Genomic DNA, 24,053 nt, shown 5'->3' on the forward strand with positions numbered 1-24,053 from the left:
TCTGTCCACTGCTTTACCGAGAATTACCTATTTAAAATATAGGTAAATATAGATATTCTGTCAACTGCCGTTAACCCCTACGAATATATTTGCAAAAATGAGATGCACCCGATGTAACGATATAAATTACCAGATTTTTGCCATCCGCAAGACAAATCCCGGTAACTCTGGATCTGCGCTCACTGTTTCAGGATTATCCAAGATTTCAGGTTCGCGATCGGGACGGTAGATGTAGACTTTTCTGTTTTTGCGATCGATCGACAAGCCGAGCGATACACCGTTGTCAATATATTCTTGCATCTTGTTTTGCAATCCCTTGAGAGTGTCACTAGCAGACCGCAATTCGATCGCAAAGTCTGGACAAATCGGAGCGAATGAGGCTTTTTGTTCTTCAGTTAAGGCATTCCAGCGCTCTAGTTTAATCCATGAGACATCGGGGGAGCGGATTGCTCCATTGGGTAAGGTAAAGCCTGCACTAGAGTCAAACGCTTCACCTGTGCCATCTTCTTCTGTCCAGTTCGCAAGTTGTAGGGCAATCTTACCGTTTCGGTTCCCTGTATCTGAAAAGGCTGCTGGCATAATGATAACTTCGCCACTGGCTGTACGCTCAATTCTCAAATCGCGATTAACTAGACATAATTCATAGAACTGTTCAACAGTCATCGATTCGATCGCAGGGAAATTAACCGTCAGTGGGACGCTTTCGGTTTGAATTAGCAGCGTCGTCATGGTTTTTCCTTTTTTTGGTGCAGGCGTGACAGAATACCTTAAGCTTACCCTATCTTAGCTTTGCGATCGAAAGTCTTAGTCGATCGGGGAATCGCAGCCTTGTATCCGCTTTTGGGCGGTGTTAATCATCTTTTTTGCCAGTCAGCAAATAAGTAATCATGTATCCCTTGCCCTTAACTTGAATCGCCCCGCGCTTCTGAAAAGTGTATTTATCCTTTAATATTTCGTAGGTTTCGGCGGTGACTTGAATGCAGCCGGTAATCCCGTGGGATTCCATTCGCGAAGCAATATTTACAGTGTCGCCCCAAAGGTCGTAAATAAACTTTTTTAAGCCGATGACGCCGGCAACTACAGGGCCGCTGCTAATCCCGATCCGAATGCTGAAAGGTTCCGAATGTTCTAAACTCAGGAGCCGGATTTCGTGCAGCATATCGATCGCCATATTTGCCACCGCCTCCGCATGATCCTCTCGCGGCGTAGGTAAACCGCCCACAACCATGTAAGCATCACCAATAGTCTTAATTTTCTCCAAACCGTGGCGATCCGCCAAATGGTCAAAAGCCGAAAAAATATCGTTGAGCACTTCCACCACCGCAGTCGCTGAAATTCTCGACGAAAGCTCTGTAAACCCCACAATGTCGGCAAACATCACAGTTACTTCCCCAAAACTTTCGGCGATATTGTGTTCGTTGTCCTTCAAACGCAGGGCGATCGCCGCCGGCAAAACATTCAGCAGCAGTTGCTCGGATTTAGCTTGTTCGAGTTCCAACTGTTGGTAAGCAGTCTGCAACTGTTCGGCCCCGCGAATTCTTTCTCGGGCTAGCTTTTCGATTTGGGCGGTGCGGCTCAAAGCTGTCAGCATATATGTCACCGGCAGCAAAGTCCACAGCATCCCCATCGTCAGAGTTCCCCAAGAGCGCCAGTGCTTGCGAGTCTTGCGAATTTCCGGCGTTGCGGACACGTACAGAGACCACTGTTGGCCGCTAATTTTCAGCAGCCTTTGGCAAGCTGTATACTTCGGGCCTGGATCGTCTAGAATCGGGCAGTTTGACCAGAGCTCTCGTTTCGCAGCCGCCGATGCGGTCAACACTTGTTGGCTGGAGGATTGGAACAGCACCGCAAATTGGGGAATTTCGCCGTCAGCAGCTTGATTTTTGAGAACGGGGTAGCCCGTTGGCGGTAACAGCGGCGGTGCTTCTTGCTTGTCTTTCGCCTCGCTGGCGAGATAAATGGTGAGGTAGTCGGTATTGCGTCCTTTTAAAGAGGTTTGGAAAATATCTTTGCCTTGAAATACGCCCAGAACAAATCCTTGCAGCAGTTGGCGGCGGGATTCCAAGGTAGTCGGTTTAGTGCTGTTTTCGTAAATCGGAACTATTACCAAAAGACTCGGTTCCGTGGAATTGCCCTCAGTTAGGCCGGCGTAGCTGGTGACAATCATTTCTCCGGTATCGCGCGCTACATCGATCGCGGCGCGGATTTCTGGGTGGGAGGTGAGGTCAAAGCCCAATACTGTCTCGTTTCCGGCTGTTGGTTCGACGTAGAAAGCCGGGAAATATTCGGAACGCTCGCTAGCCTTGCGCAGTTCTCCTCGGGGGCCGCGCTCTGTAATCTCGAAGCTGGAGTCGGTTTCGGTTTTGGCTTTGGCTTCGTAGTTGGCCCGCTCGGAATTGGGGACGCGGGGGGCCCAAGCCAGGAGTTGCAGGCTGGGGTGGACGGATAGGGGACGGCCGACAAACCGCGCAAAAGAGGAACGCTCGACGGCGCTAAAGGCTTTCATGTAGTCGCTGAGGGCGAGAACTGCGTCTAAGTCGGAGTTGAGTTGGCGTTCGATGCCGATCGAAATATCATCGATGCGGCGGTGCATTTCGTAGTCGTGGCGCCTGTCTTCCCAGTCCCAAATCAAGGCAAATGCCAGGGCCGACAGTCCCACACCCAAAGCGAGTGTCAACCCCGCTGGAAGGTAGCGAGACCAGGATAAAGGTAGTTTTTTCAGCATAATTGCCTAGCGAATAAGGGCAGCAGATGAGCACACCGCGCAAGTGAGATTAATTTCGCCGTCTGAGTGCCGTTAATTCCAAACCCTGATAACTCAAGCACCGACGGCAATTGGCAATTAAAAGTTAGATATTGAAACTTTTAAATGAAAGGACGATCGCTCGTGCTGGGAATTTCAATCCAGAATTCCGCTCCCTGTCCGGGTACTGAGATGCACCGCAGACTTCCCCTATGTTTTTCTACCACAATCTGATGGCTGATGGACAATCCCAAGCCTGTGCCCGACCCGACCGGTTTGGTGGTGAAGAAGGGGTCAAACATCCGTTTGCGAACCTCTTCGGTCACTCCCGGGCCGCTGTCGGCGATGCAAATGACAATGCGATCGCACTCACCGAGCTTGCTTTTACTGTTGTTTTTCAACCCGGCTGTTTTCATGAGAGTGCGAATCACGATCGTCCGGGGTTGCTTTTGGTTTTCTAGAGCGTCGATCGCATTGTTGATTATGTTGAGAAATACCTGGTTTAACTGCCCCGCACAACAGTATATTTTCGATATATCTCCGTATTCTTTAATAATGTCTATCCGGCTTTTTTGATTTTCCTGATGCAATCGGTGCTGCACAATCAACAGCGTGCTGTCAATTCCTTCGTGAAGGTCGGCCCACTTCATTTCTGATTCGTCCAGCCGCGAAAAGTTCCGCAGCGACAGCACAATTTTACTGATTCTTTCTACTCCTACTCTCATAGAGTTTAGCATTTTTGGCAAGTCCTCCTTGAGGAAATCCAACTCTAATTCCTTAACTTTTTCAGAAATCTGAGGAACTGGCGACGGGTAGCAGTGTTCGTAGAGATTCAAGAGTTCTATTAAATCGTGAAAATAGGTGTAGGTGTGAGAAATATTGCCGTTAATAAAAGTTGCGGGATTGTTGATTTCGTGGGCGATGCCAGCCACCATCTGACCGAGGCTCGACATTTTTTCTGATTGAACTAATTGGATTTGAGCGTGTTGGAGCTGTTCGTAGGCTTCTTGCAATTGGGATGCTTGTTTTCTCAATTGAGATTCGGAAGCTTGGAGTGCTGCTGCGGAAATTTTGCGGTTGGTAATATTTTCAATCATCCCTAAGTTGTAAATGGGTTTTCCTTCGCCGTCTCGAATCACAGTAGCTGTCAGGTTTACCCAAACAATTTTACCTGTAGCCGCCATCTGGCGGATTTCGATTTGATAGCTCGGAATTTCTCCCCGATCGAGAGCAGCAGCAACTTGGATATTTTTGTGATTATCTTCGGGATGCCCAATTTCTATAAACGTTTTGCCCAGCAATTCTGCTGCGGTATATCCCAGCATTTCGCAGTAACTTTTATTGACTCGCACTAACTGGTTGTCATCTAAATTGGCTAAGTAGATACCGATGGGTGCATCTTCAAATATTTTGCGAAATAGTTCCTCGCTGGCGCGGACTTTAGCTTCGAGGGAAAGCCGGTCAGTGATATCTTCCAAAGTACACAAAATGCCGACGACATTGCCGTAATTGTCGTGCAAGGGTATTTTATTTGTATCCAACCAGCGCTGGGTGCCGTCGGCTTGCAGTTGGGACTCAATAATGTGATATTCTGGGGTGTTGGTTGCCACGATCCGGCGATCGCAATCTCGGAAAAATTCAGTTTCTTCTGGCTTCCAGGGCATATCGCAGTCCGTGAGACCGACGATTTCACTGGGATGATTCAAACCTGCGATTTTGGCAAAGTTTTTGTTGCCTCCCAAGTAAACTGAATCTCGATCTTTCCAGGCAATTAACTGAGGGATATTGTTGATTACCAACCACAGCATTTTTTGGGATTTTTGCAAGGCTTCCGTGCGTTCTAGGACGCGCTTTTCCAGTTCTTGATTGGCTTGTTGCAGGGCGATTTTTGACTCGCCCAGGGCGATTTCTGCTAGCTTGCGATCGCTGATGTCGATTGTCACCCCCTCCCAAAGTATCTCGCCGCTCGGTTGCAGTTCGGGGCGGGCAATGGCGCGAATCCATTTCTGTTTTCCCGATCGCGTGACGATCCGCGCTTCATATTTCCAAGGTTTTAAATTTTCCCCGCAAATTGTGAGCGACTCTAGCATCGGGTGTAGGTCTTCTGGATGCACCAGCGACCGCATTAAATTTGAGTTTTTTTGAACTTTTTCGGGGTCTAATTCGTAGAGTTCCCAACAGCCGGGACTGACATAAATAAATTGGTTGGAACCGTCAGGACGCACCAAGTATTGATAAATCATTCCCGGCAGGTTGGCGGCCATTTTTTGGAATCGGGCTTCGCTTTGCCGCAGTGCTGATTCTGCCTGTTTGCGATCGCTAATGTCAATCAACAAGCCGTCCCAAATAATATCACCTTTTTCGCCCATTTCTGGCCGAGAAGCCCCGCTAACCCACTTAATCCGATCGCCCGGGAAAACAAATCTGCCTTCCCACCGCCAAGGCTCTAAAGTTTTAGCTGAGATAGCCACAGTTTCCTGGAAGCTTGGCGCATCGTCTGGATGAATCATTTCGATCGCCGGAGTAGCTGAATTTTGCAGCACCTCTGGTTCTAATTCGTAGAGTTCGCGGCAGCCGGAACTAACGTAGGGGAATGACGCAGTACCGTCTGCTGCTAGCTGAAATTGATAAATCATGCCGGGAACGTTGGCTGCTAGTTTTTGCAACCTCGCTTTGCTTTGGCGCAGTGCTGTTTCTGCTTCTACGCGATCGGTAATATCGTAAAATGCCGATAAAATTGCTGCTGCGCCGTTAAAACTAATCGCTCGCATCGACATTTTTGCCCAGAAAAAACTGCCGTTTGGTTTTTTGAGGCAGATTTGATCGCTGTCGCTAAAGCCGTGCTGTTTGACTAATTCTACTAATTGACGGCGATCGCTCAAATTAACATAAAAGTCGCTCTTTTTGCTGCCGACAAGCTTTTGGGAACTCAAACCGAAAGTTTCGCAGAGGGCTGGATTGGCGTACAAAATCGTGCTGTCTTCCAGGCGCGCAATCAGCATGGGAACCGGAGTCGCAGTGGCGATCGCCCGCAATCTTTCTTCACTTTCTTCCCTGGCTGTTTCGGCTGCGACTCTTTGGGTAATATCGTTCTGAACTCCGATAAAATGAGTTAATTTGCCCTCGCCATCTAGGACGGGGGAAACGGTTAATTCGTTCCAAAAAGGAGTTTTGTCTTTGCGGTAATTTTTGAGAACTACCTTAATTTCCGTGCCCGATCGCAAACTGCTGCGGAGTCTGTCTAATTCGGCGCGATCGGTATCCGGGCCTTGCAAAAACCGGCAGTTGCGTCCAATGACTTCTTCCCGGGTGTAGCCGGTCAGTTTCTCAAAAGCAGGATTGCAGTAGATAATTGGTGTTTCAGGCAAGCTTGCATCTGCAATTAGGATGCTGTTGCTCGACGCTGCGATCGCCCGCTCTAGCAGAGACAGGTGAAAAGAGTCTGTTGTCATCGGTGGCAATACCCACACTCCCCAAGAACGGACAGAACAATAAAATATTATCTATAGCTTGACGCATTCTTATTTTATTATCTTATTTTTAATTTAGTCTAACAAACTCAGCAGCCCCAAAAAGCCTACGGGGAAATTAAGAGCGGGCGAAGGGAATTCGCGCCTATACAAACACTCACGCGACGGGAGCGGGTTGAAAAGCGCGCGAATGGAATTCGCCCGCTCTTCAACAATACGCTTGGGTTAACGTTTTTTTGTCTTTGCGAGCGTCCCGAGTATTGCAATCGCAGCCCATACAAACTTTCGTCCGCGACTCGACTTCGCTCGCCGAACACGGACGCAGTGTAAAGAAAATAACATAATTTTAACCGCCCGGTATTCAACCCGCTCTCTAGTGGGTGCAAGCCTTTATAGACGCGGTTTCAACCGCCGTCGGATCTTCAACCCGCTCTCTAGTGGGTGCAAGCCTTTATAGACGCGGTTTCAACCGCCGTCCGATCTTTAATCGAAAATGGTCTAACCCTTTTAGATTGACAAGCTGATGCCAGAACCCTGAGCAGTTTTACTTACTTCAATTCTGGCTTGAAAAGCTTCTTTCAGGTGCGGCATATGGGTAACGGTGAGGATGCAGGCGAAGTCAGAGGCGATCGCATTAATTGCAGCAATCAGCCGATCGCACCCTTCCGCATCCTGAGTCCCAAATCCCTCATCAATAATCAACATTTGCAAAGCCGTACCCGCCCGCTGAGACAGCAGTCTCGCCAGCGCCAGCCGAATCGCAAAATTAATCCGAAAAGCTTCACCGCCCGAGTAAGTTTCATAGGGACGAGTACCGCGAGCATCAGCAATGAGAATGTCTAAAGTGTCTATCAATTTAGTTGCTTTTTTAGAAGCAGCCGCCCGCTGAGTAATAAATTGCACGTGCAACTGATTCGCGCTCAATCTCGACAAAATCTGATTAGTTTCAGCTTCCAGTTGAGGCAAAACATTTTCAATCATTAAAGCTTGAATGCCGTTCTTGCCAAAAGCTTGACCCAACTCTTGATAAACTTTGTATTGGCGTTTAGCAACCTGCATTTGCTCTTTTTGAGCTACAAGCTGAACCTGCAAAGCTTCCAGATTTTGCTGCTGCTGCTGGAGCCGTCCCAGACTTCCCAAATGTTGGTCTAGCTGCTGGCGGCGGCGACCCATTTGCTGTTCGATCGCACTTATTTGAGCAGTCGGATCGGGATGTTCTTGCAATTGCTGGTTCATCGCCGAAGTTTGAGCGGTGACAGCTTGCAAATCGCGATCGCGCACGGCGATCGAATTTGCGACTTCATTAACCCGCTGCTGCACTTGCGGGTACTGCTGAGTTGCCGAGATCAATTTTTCGGCGCGGGCGATCCAAAATTGCGTTTTACGCATTTCGCTGCGGACGTGTTCGTGCTGTTCCAAATTATAGCCAACTTCCGCAATGTATCTATCTAAAGACAGAATTTGCTGCTGAATTTCCGAGCTATTTTTTTGCTGTTCTAACTGTTGCTGTACGGCGGCTAATTGAGTTTGCAAATCCGGGCGGCGGCTGTTAATTTTATTGAGTTTCTGCTGAGCGTCTTTGATTTGAGCTTGCTTAATTTCCGCCCACCGCAACCGCTTTTCATCGCTGCGGGCGAGTGAGTGGCTGCGATCGCTGTAATTGAGCAGTTGCAGTTGCTGTTCAATTTGCTGGAGTTCCCTCAAGTCATCGGCTCCATACTCGCCAGTACGCAGCAACCGCTCTATTTCCGCAGCATCTTGACGCATACTTTGCAAGCGGTTTTCGTCTTGGCCCAGGCCATCCAATTGTGCTTGCAAATGGCTGCGGCGTTCCCGCAATTCTTGATAGGGCGCTAATTCCTGTTCTAGTTCGCGGTATTCATGTCTGAGGACTTGAATTTCGCGTTCGGAGACGGCCAACTGTTCGCGCACAACCCACAGTTGGTTCCAGATTTCCTGCTGTTGGGAGTGGTGTTTGGTGACTACCAAATTCCAGTAGTGTTCGTCTAAAGGTCGATCGCACAAAGGACAATTCCCAAAATTTGCATCCCGCACCATTAAAGGTGAATTCGCTTGCTGAGTTTCCGCAAACTTGGCAGCTTTACCTTCAGTTGCGCTGGTTTCTCCTTCATTTTTCCGCAGCAGTTGCAGTTTTTGGTCAATTTCGGCGAGCCTGGTTTGATAGTCGCGGCTTTTGGCTTGCAGGTTTTCCAGAAAGCTGTGCCTTTCTTGACCTTTTTCGCGGACTCGCTCCTGGTAAACTCGCTTGTTTTCCAACTGCAAAATTTGATTGGCTATGGCCGAGATTTCCTGCTGCAATTGCGGCTGTCGCTGCTGCTGCTGAACTTGCACCTGTCGGTTGATTTCGGCTAAGCGGGCGGTTAAACCGGCCTGGGCGCGATCGAGCTTTTGTTGCTTTTGCTGCTGCTGTTGGATCAGCGGCGAAACTTGCAGTTGCAGTTGTTCTAGTTCGTTGAGGCGCGATCGGGCTGCTTGCAACTGTGCGAGTCCTTTCTCAACCTCCGGCTGCTGTTTGAGAACCTCCAGAACATCTTTTTCATCTTGTTCTAAAACATCTAATTGAGCTTGCAACTGCTGAATTTTGTTTTGCAAAAGGCTCAGTTCTTGCCGCTGCTGTTCTTGTAATTTTTGGCGCTGATTTTGGGCTTGTTGGTGAGCTTTGAATTTGCCCGAGAGCGTCTCTTCTGTGGCTTGCAAGCTGTGGAAATAAGCAATGCCTGCTGTTATTTCATTTTCTTGTTCTAGCAGGGCTTGCAGCTCGTGTTGCTGCTGTTTGGCCGCAGCGAGTTCTTGCTGCAAGCGACGGCATTCTTGAGAGATATTGTAGTGCTGTTGCTGGTGCCCGGCGAGGAGTTTTTGCCAAGTTTGGCGGTTGTGGTGCTGGAGTTGCAGTTGCTGCAAATGTGCTGTGTCGGCTTGCTGCTGTGAAGAGAGCAAATCGGTTGCTTGCTGCAATTGAGTTTGTTCGGATGCGAGATCCTCTTTTTGTTGCAGTTGCTCTTGGATTGTCTGCAAGGCGTGTTTGAGGACTTCTACTTTGGCTTTAAATTCTCTCGACTTTTCCTTGGCTTGTTCCGATAAAGTGTCGTAGCGATCGAGTTTGAGGAGGTTGGCTAAAACTTGCTTGCGCTCGATCGGCTTTTTGAGCATAAACTCATCAGCTCGCCCCTGCCGCAAATACGCCGAGTTGATAAAAGTATCGTAATCTAGCTTGATGTGTTCGAGGATTTTCTGCTGAGTATTTCTCAGCCCCTTGTCCGTGAGCGTGCGAAAATTAAGTTGCTCCTGAGTTTCAGCAAAATTCAAGCTAACTTGAAATTCCAAACTTCCCGATTGTCCGCGCCGGCGGTTGCGAATCACCCGGTAGATTTGGCCGCCCGTGGAGAAAGTGAAATCAACGCGCACATCAATTTCGCCAATATGGATGATATCGTCTTCTGTATCGCTGCGGCAACAGCCCCAAAGCGCCCAGGCGATCGCTTCTAGGAGAGAAGATTTACCAGCACCGTTAGGCCCGCAAATGCAAGCGGTGTGCAGTCCGCGAAAGTCTAAAGCAGCTTCGCGATAGCTGAGAAAATTTTTGAGTGTAAGTTGTATAGGAATCATTTAAGGCCATCGCGCCATACAATCTATCTATAAATAACACTATTTGTGCGCTGTTGCCTAGTTATTCAATCCAGATCCAAAACAATTGTCAGTGCATCTGCAATTTCTTCCATAATTGTCTCCGAAAGGGTTCCGAGTTGTCCGCTAAACCTTTGTTGGGAAACAGAACGGACTTGAAAAGTGTCGGCGGCTGAGACTTTAATCAAGCCGTTTTCGCCGCTGGGTTCTAGTCGAACCATCCAATTTCTCTGTGTATATCGCTCTTTCCAGTCAGTGATGGGGACAATAACTTCAAGCCGCAAAATTCCCACCGTCTCATCGCTGACAATAACTGCTGGACGGGTTTTGCCGATTTCTGCACCAACAGTAGGCTCAAGTGTAACCAGCCAGATTTCGCCTCTACGCATTAGTTTTTATCCCAGCGTTCAGGTATTCTTCCTCGGATTCAAAATATGGTTCGCTGTCTGGCGACCACAAATCATGTAAAGCACCTCCCGGCATATAATCCTTGACTGCTGCTTCTGCTGCTGCTCTGAGTTGGCGCTTTTTCTCGGCTTTGCGCTGGGCTTTTGCTTCGATTTCTTCGCGCATCATCCGCGAAGCCGTTTCGATGATTTCTAGGCGTTCTTCTGCTGTCAGATTTTTGAGTGCTGCTAAGATTTCTGTTTTGGTCACGGTTTTTTTGGGGTGGTGGGTGAGAAAGTGCGATCCAACCATCATTATATCTTTCACAAAAATCCCTCTGGGCGATCGCAGTTAATTTTGCACCTCATCCTCCGAATTTCCGCGTCCGGCGACGATCGATATTACGGATAGTTGTTAGGATTTTCAACTACCAAACCCTCCTATCGTGTCCCGTCGATTGACAACGATCGGATAGGTTCGCAGTGCGGAATGCGAGTCCGCTCTTTTCTTGCGGACTCGCATTCCACACTACGAACTGTGCGATCGAACAAATTCAAAACCCATGCCGAACCTATTTAATTAATGTAGCGTTTGACCAGCGCGCTGCTATCTACAAAATAAATTGTCATCTAGCGGCGTTCCTCAATAATTGTCTCAGAAACAGGCTTGCCCTGTACCTGAATTAATCGGCGTTCTATTTGCTGGTTCCAAGAAGAATGCTTGATTTTTTTGACTAAACCAGAAGTTAACAGCGCGGGAGTGAAATTTTGTCCGTTGAGCAGTTTGTTCTTTCCCGGCCAGATATCTCCCAATAACGCGCTCTAGTTGCTGTATTTCTATGACTTCCAGGTTGTCAAGCTGATTGAGGATTGTGTTGAAGATTCCTTGCGACATAGGATTCTACTTTTTACTAAGGCTAGTTATCTATTCTACAACTAAGTGTTCTCCAAATTGCCGTGTTCTGGATTGCTTTTGATTTTCCACCATCAAAAAGGGTTGACTGTATTCCTACAGCCAACCCCGCGCCTATTTAGTTGTCCTGCGCTTGCTCAAACAGCAAAACTATCTGGCAACATTCGGGAAGGTATAGCCGACACCGACTAACAATCCCACGTTAGTTCCGTCGAGAAAACCCACATTCAGTCCGGCTGTGGCTGTAAAATTGGTGGACAGCGGCACATCTACACCCCCCGAAATCAGGAAGCCAAAATGACCGTTATCACCGGTAGAAAGTGCTACGCCAGCACCTAAATAAGGAGCAGCGGTAATCACAAAATCATCGCTGACTTCGACGGCCTCTTTAGATACAAAATCGTAGGTGACTGGAACGAGAACAGTTAGATTGTCGCGGAACAAAACACTGGGTCTCACCGAGAAATTGTTCGTCAAACCAATTTTGCTAAGAATCGCAAATGAAGTGTCGCCTAGGGCTGAATCTCCGCCAAAACCTATATTGGCGCCAATGCCGATGTAGCTGGGCCCGGAACGAGTAGCTCGGCCGGGTCTGATGGTGCTACCTGGTTGAGCCAATATCTGAGGTTTTTCCGAGACTGTTGCCGGTTTTTGGGCAAGTTTCGGTTGGTTTGTCAGGGCCGAGGCGGAAGTGCTGACAGGATTGCTCAACACTTCTTGTGCTGTTTTGACTTCTTTTTCTTCTTTTGCTGCTGTCAGTTCCGAATTAGGTCGATCGGCAATAATTGAGGTAGGTCGATCGATCTTTTCGGCAATCTCGACCTTTGGCTGCGTTTCTACGCTATTCTCAGCAATTTTAGCTGTTTCTTCCGAGTTTTGTGTCTCAGCAGCGATGGATGTATTTGGCGCAGTTTCAGTTTCCGCAATTTCAGATGTTGCTGCTGCAGATTGTTCCGGTGCACCAACAGATGCTTCCGAGTTGGCTGCAGGTGCGGAGGCTGCTGGCTGGGCCGCTGCTGTTAGTTCGATCGAACTGATAGAATCAATTTTTGTATTGCTAGTCGCTGTTTCGGCATCGGGTTTAACTGCTGAAGTTGCCGCCGGCTCAGAAATTTGGTCAATATTTTGAGCCACCGCATTTGCAGTTGTACCGACATCGGGCAAGTTGCCAGTTTCAGCTTTCGCTGGCATGGTACTGCAACAAACAGCTAAAGCTGCAAGATTTATTAACGCAAAAGTAGACTTGGAAAATAGACTATTCATAAGACACTCCTCAATGAACGGTGTGTTAAAAGTGTAAGTGTTTGAGGGCTCTTGTCGAGAGCTTTGCTGAAAAATGACACAAATATGAGTTGTGTTGTTCCTAGATTGGCACTTAACCCTCTTAGAGTCAACTCTCTCTGCTGATTAGATTCAAGAACCGACGGCGGGTTTATAGGCTAATTTTAATTTACCCATCGATCGCCTAAAAATCAATCTTAAGGAGGATTTCACCCTCGCTGCTTATACCACTTTCCACACTAAAATGCAACTGTAGACTACCTCAGACTACCTATAAACCGCGCTCTTCATCAGTCATTCCAATTCTTCAAGTCTTTAATCTAAAATCTAAAATAGTATTCAGGGGTCGATCGGGATCGAGCGAGCATTCTACCATGCTGTACTTGGGGGCGCTGCACTCGCAGCAACAGCCCAAAAATCCGGCGGAAGGGCGCACAGGCTCGAAACGAAGAGACAGCAAGGTTTGACAACTGTTTGGAGAATCCGGGGGTCTAAATTGGGGCAGTTGCGCGCTCAAGGGCGATCGGCTGCTGCACACTCTCTGACAAGTAATGTAAAATAGCACTGACCCGAAAAACAGTTGTAGCTCGATCGTGTCAAAATAATTAAATATTATTAGAATCGTGTAAAATTGAGTATTTTATTAGTAAAGTTTGGCGTTCGCTTTCGCTCAGGGTCTGACGATCTAACAACAGCACGCAACTAAAACAAGTAAAAAAATAGAAAGTATCCGATCTAAACCTGACTTTATGAGAAAAGTTCTAGTCATATTAGGCGAATTGAGCGATCGCGACATCGATTGGATGCTCGCCAACGGTACCCGCACCAAAGTGCCCCCCGGCACCACCCTGATCGTCGAAGGTAAACCCTTAGATGCCATGTACATAGTTCTGGATGGAACTTTGAGCGTTACTGCATCATCTTTGGGCGACAAAGAAATTGGAAAAATCATCTGCGGGGAAGTGTTGGGCGAAATGTCTTTTGTAGACGGGAGGCTTCCTTCTGCTAGCGTCACGGCAATTGATGAGTGCCTCATCCTGTCAATTCCGAGGCGGCTGCTAACTGAAAAACTCGAGCAAGACGTGCTGTTTTCCCTGCGGTTTTATCGGGCGATTACCAAATTTCTGTCGTCGAGACTGCGGGGTACTGTCAGGCGTTTCGGCGAAGAGACTGATTATTTAATATATCAAGACCCTGACGACGATCGCGCGCTCGCCCCCAATGTCGAAAATCCCGATTTGGCTCAATCTAGATTTGAATGGCTGTTGCAGCGTTTGAAGGGGAGTTGAAGTCTGTTGACAGTTGACCTGTGACAGTTGACCTGTGACAGTTGACATTAGGAAGAGGGAAGAAGTAATAAAAATAATTCAACTTTTTTACATTATCAATTACCAATTCCCCATTACCAATTCCCAATTCCCAATTCCCCATTCCCAATTCCCCATTCCCAATTCCCCATTCCCAATTCCCCATTCCCAATGCCCTGTTTGGCCAATGCCCTGTTTGGCCAATTAGCCATTAAAAAACATATTTTTCGGCGACGCGCCAGTAGCGGGAAAAACGCTTCAAATCAATGTAGCCATCGTAGCGTACAAACGGCTCTGGTGGCAAAACTTCTACTGGGTGCGAGATCCTAATTTCCCGGCAAATATCCTCAAACCGAGGGCTGGGACTTTCCGCTGTGACTACTTGATTCGCGCCGCATTCGATCGCAAAAGCGATAACTTCCGCAGCCACATCGCCGCGCCGAATAACTACCGGCAACTCTAGCAAACACTCGTAAATAAACACCATTCGTTTGAGACTCAACTGCCATTCATCGATGAGCGCGTCGTCCCAAACCCAGATCGCCGGTGCCTCTGGGTGCGCTTGAAAAGCGGGGCCTTGAGGACTCAAACAGTCGCCGTGCAGCCAAATAATCGGATTGTTCATAACTTGGTAATTTGGTAATTGGTAATTGGTAATTGGTAATTGCTAATTGGTAATGGGGAATTGGTAATTGCTAATTGGGAATTTAAAAAAATTGAATTATTTTTATTACTTCTTCCCTCTTCCTAATGTCAACTGTCACAGGTCAACTGTCACAGGTCAACTGTCAACTGTCAACTGACTTAATTTTTCCTTCCCTTCTGAGGGCGTTGCCAACTTTTAGAACCGCCCGTGCGATCGACCTTTTCGCCCTGAGGAAACAACTTGCTCTCCAAATATTCGTAACTTCCCTCAAAATCGCATTGCCCGTACAGAGGACAATCGCGACAATAAACCGCCTTAGTGTAACGCTCCAAATTTTCCCGATTAAAAAAATAAGGCTTGTGACTAAAAGTGCTCGCTACCCACTGCCAAGAAAGATTGTTGCTTGCCGGATCTCCATCTAGCAAATGTTGCAAAAACCAGCGAGCTCCGGCTTGCCAGCGCACGCGGCGCCAGTGTACCAGATAACTAGCCATCCACATCCGCTGGTGGTTGTGCAAATAACCTGTTTCCCGCAACTCGCGGCTGAAACTGTCAATGCAAACTAAACCAGTCGTGCCCTCAATGACATCCTCCGGCAGAGTTTCGCTGTAATCTTTGGTAGTGTAACCAGTTTTGTAGGGTTCCCGGTCTTGCCAAATCCCTTTGCCCAATTCGGCGTACAGCCGCTGCCAATAATCCCGCCAACCCAACTCGTTGACGAGTTTTACGGCCTCTTCTCGATGGTGCACCTTCGAGAGTACGGCGTCCCGGACTTCGGCAAGACTCAAAACGCCGTAGCGTAAATAAGGTGACAAGCGCGTTACTGCGCCGCCCTGAAAGTTGCGGGTGGAGGCGTATTTTCCGGGATCGACTTGTTGCAGCAATGTCTCGGCTGCTTTGCGCCCGCCTGCGGTTGGGGGTACGTTGCTATCCCTGGCGGTGGCTTCGGGGAACTGTTCACGCACGTAGGCAATTAATTCGTCGCGGTTGGCAAATTCCCGCTTCATGTCCTGACTCATTGTTTTTTCAAGCGCCTGCTATTCTTTCCTCATGTTAAAGGTATTTGTTTGGGCGTGCCTGGTCGATCGCCCTAAATCGCCCTTTACTCCTGATACCGTAAAGTTTGCCTCAACAATCGATCGTCGGCTGGCAGCTAAAATTAGCTATAACTCAGTACACTCAGGGATAGATATCATACCAAAATCTTATGGAAACTTTTGAGGCGGACGCTAAACCGATCGCCAGCTTAGCTAACCGACAGCAGCAAGGTACAAAACAACTGGAAAACAGCGAAGTTCAAGAGTTCGATCGAGCCATGATGCGCCGCTGCATAGAATTGGCCCGCCGCGCCCTCGGCAAAACCGCACCCAACCCCCTCGTCGGTTCCGTAGTTGTCCGAGACGGCAAAATTGTCGGCGAAGGGTTCCATCCCGGTGCCGGTCAACCTCACGCCGAAGTGTTTGCGCTCCGGGAAGCGGGGGAACTCGCCGAAGGAGCGACTGTTTACGTCAACCTGGAGCCCTGCAACCACTACGGCCGGACTCCTCCCTGTTCCGAAGCTTTGATTAAGGCCAAGGTGGCAAAAGTAGTCGCTGGCATGGTCGATCCGAATCCTTTGGTAGCTGGCACTGGGCTCGCCCGGTTGCGGGATGCTGGCATTGAAGTGGTGGCGGGAGTGGAAGGGGAAGCTTGTCAGAAACTGAACGAGGCTTTCGTACACCGGATTTTGCACCGCCAGCCTTTCGGTATTTTGAAATATGCGATGACTTTGGACGGTAAAATTGCTACCAGTACCGGTCACAGCGCTTGGGTGACAGGCTCCGAGGCTCGGAGCGAGGTGCACCGGGTGCGCGTCGGCTGCGATGCGGTGATTGTTGGGGGAAATACGGTGCGTCTAGACAATCCCCAACTGACAAGCCACCAGCCTGACAGAAACAATCCGCTGCGGGTGGTGATGAGCCGCTCTCTGGATTTGCCGAAGTCGGCTTGGTTGTGGGAAACCTCCTCGGCGGCTACTTTGGTGCTGACTGAGCCTGGGGTTAATCCCGAATTTCAGGAATTTTTGATTGCAAAAGGGGTGGAAGTTGTGGAGTTGTCGCCGCTGACTCCGACTAATGTGATGGCTTATTTGTACGATCGATCTTTTATGTCTGTACTCTGGGAGTGCGGCGGCACTTTGGCGGCTAAAGCAATTGCTGAAGGTGCAGTGCAGAAAATTATGGCTTTTATTGCTCCTAAAATTGTCGGCGGCCGAGATGCTCCAACTCCTGTGGGAGATTTGGGGTTTTCGGCAATGACTGATGCTTTGACTTTAGAGCGGGTTTCTTGGCGCGCGGTGGGTGAAGATTGTGTGGTGGAAGGCTATTTTAAAATTAAAGATTGAAAGTTAAAAGCGAGTCTTTTTAGTTTTTAATTTTTAACTTTTAACTCCTTTTATGACTGAAATTCTGATTTGGAGTTTGATGGTTGGCAGTCTCGGCTTGGAGGCTGCGATTCTGGGTGTCTTGGTGAGCCGCGAGCAATTGGCTGCGGGGCAAAAATGCGATGAGGAGGAGGAAGTTTTGACTCGGCACGAATCTCAAGAAGATAATTTTACTGCGCCTGAAAATGCGATCGCCAACGGCCATCCCACATCCGATCGCAATTCTGATGATTTGACGGTTTGGGAGTACAAGATTGTCCGGGCTAGCAGCGATTTGTTTCGCAATCCTGCGATTTTTCACAAGCTGTGTCGGGAAGAGGCGGAAGTTGGCTGGGTTTTGCTCGAAAAGCTTGATGACAGGCGGGTACGGTTCAAACGTCCGATCGCCCTGCGGGACGCCCCGAGGTCTAATTTACCAGCGTTTGACCCTTACCGCACTCATTACGGCCCGATGTCGAATGCGATGACTTGGGCGGCGGCGATCGTGTTTTTGAGCGCGATCGTGCTTCCTGCTGTTTTGGGCTATGCTTTGGTGTCGGCTACTCTAATGAGAAATCGGTCTAATTGGTCGCCAGCACCTATTCAATCTTTGCCTTCTCCTGGGGGGTCAACAACTAATAATTAATACCAGGGGAATTGGGAATTGGTAATTGGGAATTGGTAATTGGGAATTGGTAATTGGGAATTGGTCAATTAAAACCTGGCGGAGCTTGTTTTATGGCAAGTATAAATCATTGTAAACGATATTTTTTTACGAACCGCGAAGGCGTAAAGAACACGAAGTAATATCCGAAAAAAGTGTAGGTCTCCTTGACGATTTAGGCGGGCGACATGGCAGTTTTCTAGTTAGTTTTGTCAAGCCCAAGCGATTGCTTTCTTATCCATTACCCATTACCCATTACCCATTACCTATTTAGGTTTGGGGCGGTATTACTGAGGGAGCGGATAGCAATCTCAAGTTGTAATCTGTATCGCCTTGAAATTGAGAAACGCGGACGAAATAAGTCCCCGCAGGCAATGCGCCATTGCTGACAATTTGTTCTGAAGCTGTACCTAAATTGTTAGATGAGGTAATAATATCATCTAATCCAACTGCGCCGTTGCCGTTGAGATCCTGAATTAATTCTACATCCACATCTGCACTCAAACCGTCTACAGTTGCACTGAAAAGGCTGGGAGTATTGAGGATGAAACTGTAAATGTCGGCTGGTTTGGCAGCGCCTACAAAATCGCTCGCAATTAGACTGTCTGTGAGAATTCCCAGATTTTCGGCTGAGTTTAAATCATCGGCGGGAGCGGGGAGTGTGCTCAACAGTCCTTCTTGTTGGCCGAATTGAATGTAATGGTCGATCGCACTTTTGACTGCGCCGCTGGAGACTGCTGCTCCTATCACCGGATATTTTTCTAGATAAAAGTTGGGATCGAAGAACGCGCTGGGTTTGCGGTTTTCAAATTGACCGACTTTGAAGTAGTGTTCAAAGGCGCTAAATTGATTTGTTTGGACTGCTGTCAGAACGTCTGAGTTGCTTGTGAGATAGAAACCAACATCGAACAAAGGGTTGGGGTTCCGGCGTTCAAATTGACCGAATTTGATAAAGTGCTCGGCGCCGGAAAATTTGTTTTTTTCAGCAGATACTGCTACATCTGTATTGGTGTCTAAATAATAGCTGGCGTCGAACAGGGCATTGGGGTCGCGATTTTCAAATTGACCAATTTTTTGGTAGTGATCGAAGGGGGTCGATACCGTGCCTCTGGCAACTGCTACGGCGACATCTGGGTTGTTTTCGAGATAAAATTTGCGGTCGAACAGTGTTCTGAGGGTTAGCATTATTAAAAAAATCTCTCTGTACTTTAGTCGGGAAAGTGCATAATCAAATTCGATCGAGAATCCAGTTTACATCAAAAGTTTTGTGAGGGCGTCTCAATTATGGCTAAATCTGCACTGATGGCAATGCTGCGCCGCGCTGCAACCATTGCCCAGAAATCTCGGGAAACGGGCATTCCGGCTGATGAACTGCTGGGGATGCTGGGCGTGAAGCGAAGCTATCCCGTAGGGAATCGCACTCCCAATTTTCCCATCTCTCGGCGCGACTTGCTGCACGGGGGTTTAGCTGCCACGGCAGCCGTCGCTGCTGCGACTTTTACCCGGGAGGGAGCTTTTGCTCAGCAGCGCGGACGATCGCCCATTTTGGTGGTGGGTGCGGGAATTGCGGGTTTAACGGCGGCTTATCGCTTGCGCCAGGGGGGCGTGCGCGCCGATATCATTGAGGCAACTAACCGCGTGGGGGGGAGGATTCGCACGCTTCCCAAGGTGGCTGGAACGCTGATTCCGGCGGACGTGGGGGGAGAATTTATTGACACCGGCCACACTACTTTAATCTCGCTGGCGACGGAATTGGGTTTGCAGGCGAGAGACTTAGTTGAGGCGCAGCGGGGACTGGTGAAGGATACTTTTTTCTTGGATAGACGCCGTTTTTCTCTCCAGCAAATAATCGCGGATTTTGCACCGCTAGCCAGTAAAATTCAGGCTGATTTGCAGGCAGTTGGAGATGAATTGAGCTATCAAGATTTTACGGAAGCAGCGGAAAGATTGGACAATCTTTCGATCGCTCAATATCTAGACCAAGCTGATACTAGCACGATTGTCCGGCAGTTGCTCCGCATTGCTTACACGACGGAATACGGCCGAGATCCCGAGGAACAGTCGGCGTTAAATCTGCTGTTTTTAATCGGTTCTGAATCTGACAGTTTTGAATTGTACGGCAACAGCGACGAGCGCTATCAAATTGACGGCGGCAACAGTCAAATTGTCAACCGTTTAGCGGATAGGTTGTCTGGTTCGATCGAGACGGGAACGGTTTTGGAAGCGATTACTCTGTTACCTGACGGCCGCTATCGGGTAAGTTTGCGATCGGGACAAAGGGCGATCGATCGCACTTACGAGCGAGTTTTGTTAACTTTGCCGTTCAGCACTCTGCGAGACGTTAGAATTAACGTACCTTTGCCACAGCCAAAGCTGCGGGCGATCCAGCAGTTGGGCTACGGTACTAATTCTAAGTTAGTTACGGGCTACCGCAGCCGAATTTGGCGGGAACTTTATCGATCGACTGCTTCTGTTTATACCGATTTAGGATTTCAAAATAGCTGGGAATCTACGCCTTTCGCTCCTACTCCTAACGGTTTAGTTACTAATTTTACAGGAGGAAAGCGCGGTTTGTCGATCGGCGGCGGAACTCCCGAAGACCAAGCACAAAGATTTTTGAACGAATTTGAAAGAGTTTTTCCGGGTGTCAGAAACCTGAGAACCGGCAAAGCTGTGCGAGCTTTTTGGCCGGGAGAACGCTTTTTCAAAGGTTCTTATTCCTGCTATTTAGTCGGACAGTGGACGCAAATGTACGGCGTAGAAGGCGAACGAGTTGGCAATTTATATTTTGCCGGGGAACACACTTCCCTGGAAAATCAAGGTTACATGGAAGGCGGCTGCGAAACTGGACAAAGGGCGGCTTTTGAAATTTTGCAAGATTTGGGTTTGACAGCTCCTGCTGATGCTTTGAATGCTCGATCTGCAAGCAGTTTGAACCAGCGCCGTCCCAGCCGGAAAGTTCCGGGAGCGCGCAGTCTTGGAAATAGGAATCCGAGTATTAGATAATGCAGTAATTCCCGACACTGGTTTTTATCCAAGTCTCGATCCCCCTAAATCCCCCTTAAGAAGGGGGACTTTGATCGGATTCTTGTCCCCCCCTTGGGAAGGGGGGTTAGGGGGGATCTGGGCCGAGTCGTCAAACCGTAGACTCATACTACATTCGCAGCTCAAGTTGACACATATCGGGATTGCCGCGTCTCTACAAATCGCGTACAACTTATCAAACAATGTCGTCCGGGTTAATTCCCTGAGCGCGTAAATATTCAGCTAGTCGATCGGCGCGATCGCGTTCGCGATCGGCGCGATCGCGTTCTGCTGTTATCTGTTCTACACCCCACAAAAGCAGATTTCCTGCTTCATCCCACCAGCGCAACCAATAACCTGTACGCTGTTCTTTCTCCCCTCGCCAAGTTCCCAAATACAAACCAAAATCTGCTATCCAATGGCGACCTTCCTCATCAGGAAATTCTAGTTCATAGTTGCCATTTTGCAAGCGATATACTTCCAGCAATCCAGTTTCGGGATCGAAAATTATGTAAGTTGGTACTTGCAGAATTTGTTCGTAAAAAAACCACTTTCCTGGAGGAAAAGTACGTCTAATAGAATATTCCTCGCCGTCTGTTTCCGACAAAAACTCCATGACAATGGTTGGAATTTCTCCTTCCAAGTTTGGGGTGTAACTTTTGCGGTCTCTTCTCGATTCTGCGGGAAGTACCGAAGGTACATAAACCCAATCTGGTGCTTTGATGACTAACTCGCCGTTGACAGTAGCGCAAATGCCAAAGTTGCTAGCAATCAGCATTAGCGGCCCGATTAATCCTCTCAGTTCTAAGATTTCTCGCAGTGCTCCAGCAATTAGCGGTTGACCTGTATTCTCCACAGGTTTTTCTTCTAATTGGAAGTCGTCTGGCAACTTCTCCCAAGTTACGGTCAGTCCTACCGTTTTTTGTTTTGGGTTATCTTGAGTCGCGACCATGACTTTACTTTCTAAAGTTTGATAGCTCATTATAACATACTCTAAGGGGATTTTCGGGCGGTGCTGCGAAGCCCACCCCACAAGAGTTTAAATAAACAGGATTGTTAAAATTAGATGGGCGCTAGCTTAAATAACGATAAAACTTCTGTCACTATTATTGTATAATTAATATTACAAAAAACCCACCCAAAATCTGATTTTTTTACATTTAATGGTAGTTTTATCAATTTTGCTAATTTCGTCAATCTCAGTTAGCCCTTTGCTGGCAAATTCTACAAATACGAAAATTCAAATTTCACAAATTGACGAGCCGTTTTGCTACATGAAAACCCCCGACGGCAAAACAGTAGACTTAGGGAAACTGTGCGAGAAACAGCCAACTCCTGGAACTGCTCAAACTTGCATTACTGGTGCAAACATGGCGGCAAAAGTATCAATTGCCCAGGCAAATTATGACGGCAAGTTTTTTAGCGGTCAAGTCATCAATCAAGGCTGCAAAACAATCAAGAATGTCAAAGTCAATTATGAAGTTTTGGACGACTCAGGCAATTTGATTGACAACGGATTTATCGACGCTCAACCAGTTACTCTTGCACCCGGACAGTCTGCCGCCTTTCGGGGCGCCGTTGTTGCGGGGGCTAAGGTGCAGGCGACTCACGCAGACGCTCAGGAATGATTGTGGCGATTGGCCCGATCGCTGATATCATATTTTGGCTCAGATATCTGTAGAAATAGAACTTGCAGGGGTAAAATATCTTGAAAACTCGATCGACATACTGGCAAATCTTACCCTACCTCAGCCCCCAAAAACAAACCATCGGTAAAGCACTAGCTTGTACCGTAGTATTTACCATATTTTGGCCGATAATTGCGTGGCTGGTGGGCGAAACAGCCAAATTTATAGGAAAAGGAGATTTACAAGGATTCGCGCAAATTGCTGCACTCAGCGCAGTTATATTTTTGATTCGCGGTACAGCTCAGTACGGTCAAGATACGCTGATGGCAAAAGCAGCCTTGACTATTGCTTTAGAAATCCGCAAAAAAGTCTACTCCCACCTCCAAAAACTCGATATCGGCTACTTTGAAACCGCCAAAACCGGAGACTTATCCTACCGCCTCACCGAAGATATTGACCGGATTGGCGAAGTCGTAAATAAATTTTTTCATCAGTTTATTCCTTGTGTGTTGCAGCTAATTGCAGTCATGGGATATATGATTTATCTCAACTGGCAATTAACCTTGGGTGCATTAATTATTGCACCGCTGATGGCAATCTTAATTGGCTGGTTTGGCGAAAGACTGCTGAGTTATTCGCGCCAAAGCCAAAATCGCATTTCCGATTTATCAGCTTTGCTGACAGAAGTATTCAGCGGCATTCGTTTAATCAAGGCGTTTGTGGCTGAAGATTACGAAATTGCCCGCTTTGCAGAAGAAGCGGAACAAAACCGCCGCGCGAAGTATTTATCGGAACGAGTAAAAGCTCTTCAATTCGTCGTAGTTGGCTTTCTGGAAGCGATGAGCGTGATTTTGCTGTTTTTCTTGGGTGGTTGGCAAATTGCTCAAGGAAACCTCACTGGTACTCAATTTATTAGTTATATTGCCGGAGTAGCGCTGTTAATTGACCCGATCGCAATTACCACTGCAAATTACGGCGATTTCAAGCAGGGAGAAGCTTCGAGCGATCGCATTTTTGAATTATTAGCTATTGTACCAACAGTAGTCGAAAAACCGGGCGCGATCGAACTTCCCCATGTTACCGGAAAAGTCGAATACCGCAATATTAACTTTGCCTATAACTCAGAGACACCAATTTTACAAAGTATGAGTTTGCTGGTACTTCCCGGAGAAATGATCGCCCTTGTCGGCGCATCCGGTGCGGGTAAAACCACTTTAGTAAACTTGTTACCCAGATTTTACGATCCGCAAGCGGGACAGATTTTAATCGACGGGATTGATATTCAAGATGTGACATTAAATACGCTGCGGCGGCAAATCGGGATTGTGCCGCAAGAAACTATTCTTTTCTCGGGTACGATTGCTCAAAATATTGCTTTTGGGCGATCGTATTATGAACTGAAAGACGTTCAAAAAGCTGCTGAGATTGCCAACGCCCATCAATTTATTAGTGAGTTTCCCGACGGTTATCAAACTTGGGTGGGAGAAAGGGGTGTAAACTTATCTGGCGGTCAAAAACAAAGAATTGCGATCGCCCGTGCAGTTCTGCTCGCTCCCAGAATATTGATTTTGGATGAAGCGACTTCGGCGCTGGATTCGGAATCCGAAGGTTTAGTGCAAGAAGCCCTGGAAAGATTGATGCGCGATCGCACTGTGTTTATCATAGCTCACCGCTTGGCTACTGTGCGGAGAGCCGATCGCATTTTAGTTTTGGAAAAAGGCAGAATTGTGGAATCTGGGACGCACGAGGAGTTGCTGGAAAAGGGATCTCGCTACGCAGGCTACTACGCTCAGCAATTTAGTCAGTAGGCTACGTTAGAAACCGGGTTTTTAGCCGTTTCTGCACGTCTCAACGAAGTATTATCGAAAAAACCCGGTTTCTGACCACCCGTGGGTCTAGGACTGAGCCCCTAAAGCTTTGAGCATGGCTTTTTTACATTCTATTA

18 protein-coding genes are annotated in these 24,053 nt (G+C 47.9%); 6 read left to right on the top strand and 12 right to left on the bottom strand.

The window, feature by feature from the left end:
* Positions 1–126: 126 nt before the first annotated feature.
* From QUB63_RS33940 to QUB63_RS33975, 8 genes are all read right to left on the bottom strand, one after another.
* Entirely contained in the window at positions 127–729 is a 603-nt protein-coding gene (locus QUB63_RS33940; protein ID WP_332949786.1) for a Uma2 family endonuclease, read from the bottom strand.
* Between the two features lie 121 nt (positions 730–850).
* Positions 851–2,725, bottom strand: a complete 1,875-nt coding sequence (locus tag QUB63_RS33945) for an adenylate/guanylate cyclase domain-containing protein (protein WP_332949787.1) — start codon at positions 2,723–2,725, stop codon at positions 851–853.
* Positions 2,726–2,865: 140 nt separating this feature from the next.
* Positions 2,866–6,195: a PAS domain-containing sensor histidine kinase gene (locus tag QUB63_RS33950; RefSeq protein ID WP_332949788.1), complete on the bottom strand. Its 3,330-nt coding sequence runs from the start codon at positions 6,193–6,195 to the stop codon at positions 2,866–2,868.
* Between the two features lie 525 nt (positions 6,196–6,720).
* Positions 6,721–9,840, bottom strand: coding sequence for an AAA family ATPase (locus QUB63_RS33955; protein WP_332949789.1), 3,120 nt, complete (start codon positions 9,838–9,840; stop codon positions 6,721–6,723).
* Positions 9,841–9,905: 65 nt separating this feature from the next.
* The gene (locus QUB63_RS33960; protein ID WP_332949790.1) at positions 9,906–10,247 is read right to left on the bottom strand and encodes a type II toxin-antitoxin system PemK/MazF family toxin; all 342 of its coding nucleotides are present in this window, start codon (positions 10,245–10,247) and stop codon (positions 9,906–9,908) included.
* Positions 10,240–10,572, bottom strand: coding sequence for a hypothetical protein (locus QUB63_RS33965; protein WP_332949791.1), 333 nt, complete (start codon positions 10,570–10,572; stop codon positions 10,240–10,242). Before QUB63_RS33965 ends, QUB63_RS33960 begins: the two co-directional genes overlap by 8 nt.
* Positions 10,573–10,874: 302 nt before the next feature.
* Entirely contained in the window at positions 10,875–11,057 is a 183-nt protein-coding gene (locus tag QUB63_RS33970) for a hypothetical protein (RefSeq protein ID WP_332949792.1), read from the bottom strand.
* A gap of 250 nt (positions 11,058–11,307) precedes the next feature.
* On the bottom strand, positions 11,308–12,420 hold the full coding sequence (locus tag QUB63_RS33975) for an outer membrane protein (RefSeq protein WP_332949793.1): 1,113 nt from the start codon (positions 12,418–12,420) through the stop codon (positions 11,308–11,310).
* 767 nt (positions 12,421–13,187) lie between these two features.
* Here QUB63_RS33975 and QUB63_RS33980 point away from each other — a divergent pair.
* The gene (locus QUB63_RS33980; protein WP_332949794.1) at positions 13,188–13,727 is read left to right on the top strand and encodes a cyclic nucleotide-binding domain-containing protein; all 540 of its coding nucleotides are present in this window, start codon (positions 13,188–13,190) and stop codon (positions 13,725–13,727) included.
* 229 nt (positions 13,728–13,956) lie between these two features.
* On the opposite strand, the gene QUB63_RS33985 is transcribed toward QUB63_RS33980, so the two are convergent.
* Positions 13,957–14,370 (bottom strand): hypothetical protein, encoded by a 414-nt coding sequence (locus tag QUB63_RS33985; protein WP_332949795.1) that lies wholly within the window; start codon positions 14,368–14,370, stop codon positions 13,957–13,959.
* Between the two features lie 179 nt (positions 14,371–14,549).
* Positions 14,550–15,410, bottom strand: a complete 861-nt coding sequence (locus tag QUB63_RS33990; RefSeq protein ID WP_332949796.1) for an FAD-binding domain-containing protein — start codon at positions 15,408–15,410, stop codon at positions 14,550–14,552.
* A gap of 188 nt (positions 15,411–15,598) precedes the next feature.
* Here QUB63_RS33990 and ribD point away from each other — a divergent pair, with 188 nt between their 5' ends.
* On the top strand, positions 15,599–16,774 hold the full coding sequence (gene ribD, locus QUB63_RS33995) for a bifunctional diaminohydroxyphosphoribosylaminopyrimidine deaminase/5-amino-6-(5-phosphoribosylamino)uracil reductase RibD (RefSeq protein WP_332949797.1): 1,176 nt from the start codon (positions 15,599–15,601) through the stop codon (positions 16,772–16,774).
* 52 nt (positions 16,775–16,826) lie between these two features.
* Positions 16,827–17,438 (top strand): hypothetical protein, encoded by a 612-nt coding sequence (locus tag QUB63_RS34000; RefSeq protein ID WP_332949798.1) that lies wholly within the window; start codon positions 16,827–16,829, stop codon positions 17,436–17,438.
* Positions 17,439–17,726: 288 nt separating this feature from the next.
* Here the strand turns inward: QUB63_RS34000 and QUB63_RS34005 are convergent, their stop codons facing one another.
* Positions 17,727–18,641, bottom strand: a complete 915-nt coding sequence (locus tag QUB63_RS34005) for a PPC domain-containing protein (RefSeq protein ID WP_332949799.1) — start codon at positions 18,639–18,641, stop codon at positions 17,727–17,729.
* A 99-nt stretch (positions 18,642–18,740) separates the two neighbouring features.
* On the opposite strand from QUB63_RS34005, the gene QUB63_RS34010 reads away from it, so the two are divergent.
* On the top strand, positions 18,741–20,462 hold the full coding sequence (locus QUB63_RS34010; protein WP_332949800.1) for a flavin monoamine oxidase family protein: 1,722 nt from the start codon (positions 18,741–18,743) through the stop codon (positions 20,460–20,462).
* A gap of 214 nt (positions 20,463–20,676) precedes the next feature.
* On the opposite strand, the gene QUB63_RS34015 is transcribed toward QUB63_RS34010, so the two are convergent.
* On the bottom strand, positions 20,677–21,432 hold the full coding sequence (locus QUB63_RS34015; protein ID WP_332949811.1) for a Uma2 family endonuclease: 756 nt from the start codon (positions 21,430–21,432) through the stop codon (positions 20,677–20,679).
* 211 nt (positions 21,433–21,643) lie between these two features.
* Here QUB63_RS34015 and QUB63_RS34020 point away from each other — a divergent pair, with 211 nt between their 5' ends.
* Both QUB63_RS34020 and QUB63_RS34025 read left to right on the top strand, forming a co-directional pair.
* A complete protein-coding gene (locus tag QUB63_RS34020) occupies positions 21,644–22,108 on the top strand; it encodes an FxLYD domain-containing protein (protein WP_332949801.1) in 465 nt (154 codons plus the stop codon).
* Between the two features lie 80 nt (positions 22,109–22,188).
* Entirely contained in the window at positions 22,189–23,916 is a 1,728-nt protein-coding gene (locus tag QUB63_RS34025; RefSeq protein ID WP_332949802.1) for an ABC transporter ATP-binding protein, read from the top strand.
* The last annotated feature ends 137 nt before the right edge of the window (positions 23,917–24,053 follow it).

Origin of the sequence: Microcoleus sp. ARI1-B5, from assembly GCF_036705795.1 — a bacterium.
Classification (GTDB): Bacteria; Cyanobacteriota; Cyanobacteriia; order Cyanobacteriales; family Microcoleaceae; genus Microcoleus.